The organism is Proteus columbae (genome assembly GCF_002777965.1).
GTDB lineage: Bacteria > Pseudomonadota > Gammaproteobacteria > Enterobacterales > Enterobacteriaceae > Proteus > Proteus columbae.
On the sequence record NZ_NGVR01000021.1, the window covers coordinates 290,997 to 299,597 of the forward strand.

The following is an 8,601-nucleotide window of genomic DNA, read 5'->3' on the forward strand; positions in this document are numbered from 1 at the left end:
GAATAAAACACCAAGTTGGAAAGATGCTTTATAAAAGAACGGAAGTAAATTATTTTTTCCGCAAGATGAAGAAAAATGCAATTAAATCAATTTTTTAATAACTTTGTGTGCTGGATGATTTCGCTCTTTAATAGGTTTCTCCTGTTGAAAAAAGGAGAACATGGTTACATTTTTTGCTTAATCGATCAACCCTTGTCTTTTTTTTGTACAAAAAAAGCCAGTAAAAATTTACTGGCTCTCAATTCATCAAAAAAACTGAAATCGGATTATTTATTTTCAGTTTTTAAATCATCAATTTTTTGTTTAGCTTGATCAGTTAATTGATCCGCTTTATCAAGTGCTTTATTTTCAGTTTCTTGAGCTTGTTGTTTTACATCATCGCTGGTTTTTGATGCATCGCCTTTTAGCTGATCAATCTTGTTGTCAGCGTCTTGCATCAGGTTATCTGCTGTTTTGCTCGCATCTTGTTTTAGCTCTGCGGCTCTTTCAGATAATTTATTACTTTCAGCTTCTAGGCTTTGCTTAATTTCTTCGGCTTTTGTAGCACTTGCATCTTTTAGAGCATCAGTTTTTTGTGAAATACTCTCTTTTAGAGCATCTGTTTTTTCATCAGCTTGCGCTTTTAACTCAGCCGCTTTTTGTTCAGCTTTATCTTTTAGCTCTTGAGCTTGTTGTGTTAATTCATCTGCTTTTGCTGATGCATCTTCTTTCAAATCGGCGGCTTTATCTTTGGCTTGTTCAGTTAACTCTTTGGCTTTATCTTGCGCTGTTTCAGTAACTTGAGTAGCTGTTTCCTTTGCCTTATCAATACCTTCATCAACTTTTTTAGATGAATCATCACAACCAGCTGTAATAGTAACAAGACCCGCTAGAACCAATGAAGTAAGTAGTTTTTTATTCATTTTTTTCTCCAAAATATGTGTTCAAAAACAATTCAGTGATATCCCGCGTAAGAACTAGAAAAGGCGAGAGGCTATTGAGTTGATGATAAGAGATTACGGATAAATTATCGTAATAAGTATAGTATGAGTCTTAAAATCAACAAACCTAAGTATATTAAGTGTTTTTTCTTAGTCAAATGTCATCAAAAATAATTTAGATTTTTATCTAGGTGAGATTTTCTGCTTTATAATAAGTGCAGAAATTATTGGAAATGTGAGACACAAATGGAATATTACTTTCTGGTTATTATCAAATTTATTATTGGTTTTACTATCATATTAGCTCATATGAATTTATCGGGTAAAACACAACTCTCTCAATTAACACCTATTGATTTTATTGGCAATTTTGTGCTCGGCGGCATTATGGGGGGGGTAATTTATACTGATGCGATCCCTCTTTACCAATATATTATCGTTTTCTTAATTGGTGTCTGTTTTATCTCTTTGCTTAATTATATCAGTAAGCGATTCAATTTTTTCCGTGCAGTGACCATTGGTAATCCTATTCCTATTATAAAGAAGGGCGAGTTTATAATGGAAAACATCATGGAGAAAAAGAACAAAATAGACATTTTAAACATCACGTCTCGTCTTCATGCTCAGGGTATTCATTCATTTCAAGAGGTCAATTACGCGCAAATTGAACCTGATGGGCAAATCACCGTAGTATGTGATGGTGCAAAAATGCCGTCTATTATCGTCATGAAAGACGGAGTTATTCGAACATCAGAATTAGCACAAATAGAAAAAGATGAAGTGTGGCTACAAGATGAGATGAAAAATCAGCATATTGATAAACCAGAAGATATTTTCTTAGCTGAGTTCTGGGATGGAAAAGTCAATTTTATTTTGCAAGATGGGAAGATAAAACGAACTACGTTATAGACAAATAACTAAAATATATGTCAATGAGTGGGGAAGGATGTCAAAACAATGGCGACATAATATCGCCACTGTTATTTAGTGAAAACGCAATTACAACTTAAATACCGCAAAATCAGAAGCCATTTCAGTATGGCTAAAGATCTGTTGGCTTTCATTGAGTAGTTCAACACACTCTTCGGGTGAATAGCGACTACTAATATGCGTGATAATCAGCTTTTTGATATTCGCGTCTTTTGCTAACTGTGCCGCTTGTACTGTTGTTGAGTGTCCTCGGCTGTTCGCTTGCTCTGCCATTTCATGTTTAAACGTTGCTTCATGAACAATAACATCTGCGTTATTAGCTAGCTTTAATGCATTAGGCGTAGGTTGAGTATCCCCAAAAATAGCAATACAACGACCTTCTATTTCATCACCAATATAGTCTTTACCATCAACGGTTCGTCCATCTGGCAATGTTACGGTTTTGCCTTGTTTTAACTCTTGCAACCAAGAGCCTGCTGGAATATTTTCCGCCTTCAGTTTTTCTGCATCTAATTTACCCGGTTTGTTTTCTTCTTCTAAGCGATAACCAAAACAAGGTACGGGATGAGACAGCGCTTCACAACTGACTTTCATACCTTCTTCTTCAAACAGAAAACCCGCTTTGTCAATTTCAACAATATTAATAGGGTAAGTTAAATAGGATTGGCTTAATGTTAGCGCCGTTTCTATAAAAGCTTTTATACCCGTGGGGCCATATACCGTTAAAAGTGTTTCCGTTCCACCCATTGAGCGGCTACAAAGTAGTCCGGGTAAACCAAAAATATGATCACCATGTAAGTGGGTAATAAAAATTTTATTTAAACGCGGTAGTTTCACGCGGGTATGCAATATTTGATGTTGTGTCGCTTCACCACAATCAAACATCCACATACTTTTTTGTTTATTTTGTAAATCGAGCACCATACTTGTGACATTGCGATCTTTAGAAGGAACGCCTGCGTTAGTGCCTAAAAAAGTGAGCTCCATAATGAAATATTATTCTCCATGTCGAATTTGTTCCCAACTTAAATCGAATTTCGCAAGATATTTACGTAGGCGATCGGCATCGTTAGGTTGTTTTTTATTTTGTCTTGATACTGCGAAAAGTTTTCTACCGGCTTCTGAGAGTGTTGATGATTGCTGGCACGTTTTAATAACTGTATTGAGTTGACTAAGATCGAAAAGATCAATATCAGTACTATTAAATAAAGAAGAGGAAGCAACTCCCCAATTTTGTTTTAAACGATTAATTTCTTCATCAACAAGAGGAAGGGTAATACGACCATTTTCGGCAAGTGTTGCCATTCGCGTTATACTAGCACTAAGTTCACGGAAATTACCACGCCATAATGCCTGTTCAGAGGTTGCAAATCGAATATAGTGTGATTTTGCATCAGCGTTAAAACGGATTGCCTTCTGATAAAGCTTTGCAAAATGATGCAATTCATAATCGATATTAGGCTCAATATCCTCTTTACGATTGGCTAAACCCGGTAGTGAAAAAGACCATAAGTTTATTCTTGCATAGAGATCTTCACGGAAAAGCCCTTTTGCGATTTGCTTGTCCATATCACGATGTGTTCCTGCGATCAGCTGAAAATCACTTTGCACTTCAGTATCTGAGCCATAAGGATAAAAAGATTTCTCTTCTATCGCTTTAAGTAACATGGCTTGTTCATCAAGTCCTAATTCTGCAATTTCATCAAGAAATAAAATTCCTTTATCGGCTTCTCTTAATAATCCTTGTCTGGTTTGTAACGCACCTGTAAATGCTCCTTTTACATGCCCAAATAGAGTGGACATCGCATTGTCACCACGCAAAGTGGCACAGTTAACAGCAATAAAACGGCCTTTTACAAAATGACGAGATTGTCGTAATTCATAAATACGCTGAGCAAGGAATGATTTCCCGGCTCCTGTGGGACCTGTTAATAAAATGGGAGCAACGGAGCGCAATGCAACACGTTCAATTTGAGCAATTAAAGTATTAAAACGTTCATTACGTGTGGCAATCCCCGATTTTAGGAAAGAGAGGGACTCATTATGGTAATGCTCAAATCGGCTGGTTAGTTTTGTATAACGGCTTAAATCGAGATCAATAACGGCATAACTACCCGTGGCTGACTGTACTGTCTTGATGCCATCTTCATTTTCTATTTTAGAAGAAGGGGAGGTTTGTAATAGCTTTGCAGGTAAGTAATGTGCTTCAGTCAGGAGGAACCAGCAAATCTGAGCGATGTGCGTACCTGTTGTGATATGTACATAATATTCTTCATTTTCAGTATCAAATGGATAATTGATTGCAAAATCAAGAAAGTGACTATAAACCTCTTCTAGATCCCAAGGATCACAAATATCAATTTCGTAAGGTAATACCTCTGTATCAGGGGAGACAGTATGAATATCTTCAGTGATTTTTGACGCTAATATTGAATCATTAGGTTGATGGATCATGACCAATCGACTAACGGGGAAATCTTTTTGATGGCAAATCGAAATTGTTGGACGCCATGAGTTCCATCTTTTATGACTTTTACCTCGTTTATCTAATGTTGTGCCTAAAACACCAATCACCACTTTGCGTTTCATTAAGCTATCCCTACTTATCTTTTTATCTATATTTATAAATGTATAGATAAAAAGATAAGTTTTTATCATTTTTAATTCAACGTCTAAATAATTGAAAATCACATTAAAAATATTTTTATAAATAGAAACAATGAATTAAAAATATTTTTGGCGAATTTTAAAAACTTGGCACGATCCTCGCAATATTATTAGTGTCTTGAGCAGATTTTAAATCTGGTAGGCACATAAAGAACACTCTGTGGTGTTATCTAAATGTGTTCCTCCACATCGGGACTCTGTAGGTGAAGAGGATTATTTTCAGGTTCGATTCCTGACACCAAAAACCATTACAAATCCAAATGTAAAATTAAATATAAAAAATCGTTGTGACAGCAGTACCGTCACCTTGCTTATCCACCAGCAACTACGCTGGATTGAAGGCAGAAGAAGAGACAAACAAAGTATCGTTCCTCTCTTGTTTTCCCTTCGATTTCGCCAAGTTTGCTCGTGGAAAGCAAGTCACGATAAAAATGGTAATAAAAGAAAGCTAATAAAGAAGAGAAAAAGGAAGCAATCATGATAAGAACAACAATAAAAGTGAAACAAGGACAGCTGGGTTTATTAAAGAAGGGCGATGAGTATATTGAAGTCCTTACAGCCGGTGAGCATAAATTTTACGATCTTCGCCACCAATTAAGTGTTGAACTGGTGGAGTTAAACGGCCCTGCAATTGAAAAAGATAAAGCCGAATTTTTACGCCAATATCATCCAGAATGGGTGAATGAATATTGTTTTGATATTGTGCTATCTGATGAAGAGATTGGCTTACTCTATGAAAATGGTTCACTCAAAGAGATTTTGGCACCGAGCACTCGCCGCCTCTATTGGAATTATGCACAACGCTCAATGGAAGTGTTGTCAGCAAATGAATTGGAAGTTTCGCCAACTTTGGTTAAAAAATTGCAGTATCCAAAATTACGTAACCAAACGGTAAAAGGCAGTGAAGGTGTATTAAGTGTGGATATTCCGACATGGCATGCTGGCATTATCCGTGTTAATGGTGAAACTCAATCACTATTATCACCGGGATTAAAAGGCTATTGGCGTTATCAGCACAAAGTTGATGTTGAGGTCGTTGATATGCGCTTACAAACACTTGATGTAAGTGGTCAAGAGATCTTAACGAAAGACAAAGTAACATTACGCATTAATTTGTCAGCAAGTTGGCGTTATAGCGACGTGCTTTCAGCGTATCAATTACTGAGTTCACCTATTGAGTTCCTATATAAAGAATTACAGTTTGCGTTACGTGAAGCCGTAGGAACAAGAACATTAGATGAATTATTAGAGAATAAAACACTGATTGACAGCTTAGTGAGTGAAAAAATCAGTGAGGTGACTAAAGGATATGGCATTGAAGTGGCTTCATTAGGGGTAAAAGATATTGTTTTACCGGGTGAAATGAAAACGATTTTAGCGCAAGTAGTTGAGGCAGAAAAATCAGCTCAGGCTAATGTTATTCGTCGAAGAGAAGAGACATCCGCAACGCGTTCTTTATTAAATACGGCAAAAGTGATGGAAAACAATCCAGTTGCCTTACGATTAAAAGAGTTAGAAACCGTAGAACGTATAGCAGAACGTATTGATAAGATTTCCGTTTACGGCGGTTTAGACCAAGTATTAAACGGGTTAGTACAAATTAAAGGAGCACAGGCATGATATTGGATCATCAAATAGTAAAAGAAGCAGGAACTGCTGAAATTAAAATGTGGACAAATGGTGTACCTGTTGAAGCAGATGCTCTAAAGCAACTTATTAATACCGCGAAGATGCCTTTTATTTTCAAACATATGGCGGTAATGCCAGATGTTCACTTAGGGAAAGGTTCAACAATCGGGAGTGTTATTCCAACAAAAGGTGCGATTATTCCGGCTGCTGTTGGTGTGGATATTGGGTGTGGAATGATTGCGGTGAAAACGTCATTACACGCAAATGATCTGCCAGATAATTTATTTGCCATAAGAACGGCAATAGAAAGAGCTGTACCTCATGGAAGAACAAGTTATCAATCAGGGAATGATCGTGGTTCATGGAAGAACCCACCTAAACTTGTTGATCAACATTGGCAACAACTTGAAGGGCGTTTTAAGGTTTTAACCGATAAGTACCCACGTTTACGAAATACGAATAACTATCGTCACCTTGGTACATTAGGAACAGGAAACCACTTTATCGAATTGTGCCTTGATGAATCAGATAATGTTTGGGTAATGCTACATAGTGGCTCTCGTGGTGTTGGTAATGCTATCGGTACGTTATTTATACAAATGGCACAAGAAGATATGAGAGAACATATCGCTAACTTGCCAGATAAAAACTTAGCGTACTTAAAAGAAGGAACGCTTTTCTATGATGACTATATAGAAGCAGTAGAATGGGCACAGGATTTTGCCCGACATAACCGTGAAATTATGATGGAGCGCGTGCTGGCGGCATTATCAACAGAAATAACTAAACCTTTTACGACACAACAACAGGCGGTGAACTGCCACCATAACTATGTGCAAAAGGAAATGCACTTTGGTGAAGAAGTACTGGTAACTCGAAAAGGAGCCGTTTCAGCTCAAAAAGGTGAAATGGGGATCATCCCAGGTTCAATGGGAGCTAAGAGCTTTATTGTAAGAGGAAAAGGAAATGCCGAAAGTTTCTGTTCATGTAGTCATGGCGCAGGACGCGTAATGAGCCGAACAGCAGCGAAAAAAGCTTTTAGTGTTGAAGACCAAATTCGAGCAACAGCACATGTGGAATGTCGAAAAGATGAAGATGTGATTGATGAAATTCCGATGGCTTATAAAGATATTGATGCTGTTATGAAGGCTCAGTTATCACTTGTTGAGGTTGTTCATACACTACGACAGGTTGTTTGTGTAAAAGGATAACTGTGTTTTTTTAGGATAATTCATAACTATCCCCAAACGATAATGTTGGGGATAGTGAGATATGAAAGCGTGTACATGGGGTGCAAATAAATACAAGTTAAAGAATTAAAATTCTCTTTAAATTTAGCCCTTACTTCTCGCCAAAATTCAAACAATAAATGTTTAGTATTATTAATAAATAATCACTGATATTAAATTTATTATTAACTAATAAAGATAATCAAAAAATGAGCATCAATATTAAGCTATTCGATAATTGAAAAGTAATTATTAATAACTTATTAATATCTGCAATCGCCATTATTTATTTGGTATAAAACAAATCCTAAATTTCTTAATTATATTAAAAATTAACTTTATTCTTATTGAAAAAAGATAGCTTACTATATTTAGTGTATTAATCTTCATAAAACATATTAATAAAAAAATAATTGTTAATTTCTTATATCCCAAATGTGAACAAATCGTTTTGAATTACTCGCAGTATAGATAACGGTATGTGAAATATTACGATGTCCTAGATAATCTTGAATTAAACGAGTATCTCTACCTAAATCTGCGAGTGCATAGCCACACGCATGGCGTAACATATGAGGGTGAGGAGCTATGGATACATTAGCATCTTTACCTAAACGGCGAAGTAATCCATACACTTGTTGACGAGAAATTGGACCTGTTTTTTGGGATAAAAAGACCCATTCTGAGTCAGATTCTCTCCATGTTTCCCTTTTTTTCAACCAGTTAACTAACGCTTCATACTCCTCTTCTATAATCGGTTGTGTTGTTGATAAACCACCTTTTAAGCGTCTCACATAGAGTATCCGACTTTCCAAATCGATATCGCTTAAGGTTAAATTACACAGCTCACTCACGCGAAATCCATGTAAAAAACACATTAAAAACATACAGTAATCTCTTTCTGGATACCGTCCTTCCTTTGCTTGCTTCAAAATAGAATTGATCTCAAAACGTGTAAGAAACTTGCGCTGCTTCATTTTCATAACCTTTTCAATGAGATAACAAGGAACAAAAGTCAATTGATGCATCACTATAACAAGTAATATGCATCAATAAAGAGTTGTGTTTTTTTTATGCTTGCACTTTTACTTGTTCATTTTAAACAAGTTTATTGAAAGTTTATTTAGTTTTAGAAAATGAAAGTGATTGATTGGAAAAGCGAAAAATGAGTATAGATAGGAATTCGGTCATCTTTAGAGAAATAAACAGAATACACCAAATTGTTT

Annotated in this window: 7 protein-coding genes; 3 read left to right on the forward strand and 4 right to left on the reverse strand. The window is 36.1% G+C overall.

Annotation, left to right across the window (positions count from 1 at the left end; all coding sequences use genetic code 11):
- Nucleotides 1-266: 266 nt before the first annotated feature.
- Complete coding sequence (locus CBE70_RS10710; RefSeq protein ID WP_100159337.1) at nucleotides 267-902, reverse strand: hypothetical protein; 636 nt, start codon at nucleotides 900-902, stop codon at nucleotides 267-269.
- Between the two features lie 264 nt (nucleotides 903-1,166).
- On the opposite strand from CBE70_RS10710, the gene CBE70_RS10715 reads away from it, so the two are divergent.
- On the forward strand, nucleotides 1,167-1,829 hold the full coding sequence (locus tag CBE70_RS10715) for a DUF421 domain-containing protein (RefSeq protein ID WP_100159338.1): 663 nt from the start codon (nucleotides 1,167-1,169) through the stop codon (nucleotides 1,827-1,829).
- Between the two features lie 90 nt (nucleotides 1,830-1,919).
- Here the strand turns inward: CBE70_RS10715 and rnz are convergent, their stop codons facing one another.
- Nucleotides 1,920-2,837, reverse strand: coding sequence for a ribonuclease Z (gene rnz / locus CBE70_RS10720; protein WP_100159339.1), 918 nt, complete (start codon nucleotides 2,835-2,837; stop codon nucleotides 1,920-1,922).
- Between the two features lie 9 nt (nucleotides 2,838-2,846).
- A complete protein-coding gene (rtcR, locus tag CBE70_RS10725; RefSeq protein ID WP_100159340.1) occupies nucleotides 2,847-4,439 on the reverse strand; it encodes an RNA repair transcriptional activator RtcR in 1,593 nt (530 codons plus the stop codon).
- A gap of 558 nt (nucleotides 4,440-4,997) precedes the next feature.
- On the opposite strand from rtcR, the gene CBE70_RS10735 reads away from it, so the two are divergent.
- Together CBE70_RS10735 and CBE70_RS10740 are read left to right on the forward strand one after the other, a co-directional pair.
- Nucleotides 4,998-6,137, forward strand: coding sequence for a slipin family protein (locus CBE70_RS10735; RefSeq protein ID WP_100159345.1), 1,140 nt, complete (start codon nucleotides 4,998-5,000; stop codon nucleotides 6,135-6,137).
- Nucleotides 6,134-7,357, forward strand: coding sequence for an RtcB family protein (locus tag CBE70_RS10740; RefSeq protein ID WP_099074334.1), 1,224 nt, complete (start codon nucleotides 6,134-6,136; stop codon nucleotides 7,355-7,357). Before CBE70_RS10735 ends, CBE70_RS10740 begins: the two co-directional genes overlap by 4 nt.
- Before the next feature lie 434 nt (nucleotides 7,358-7,791).
- Here CBE70_RS10740 and mrpI read toward each other — a convergent pair whose 3' ends face one another.
- The gene (gene mrpI / locus CBE70_RS10745; RefSeq protein WP_100159342.1) at nucleotides 7,792-8,352 is read right to left on the reverse strand and encodes a phase variation DNA invertase MrpI; all 561 of its coding nucleotides are present in this window, start codon (nucleotides 8,350-8,352) and stop codon (nucleotides 7,792-7,794) included.
- Between the last annotated feature and the right edge of the window lie 249 nt (nucleotides 8,353-8,601).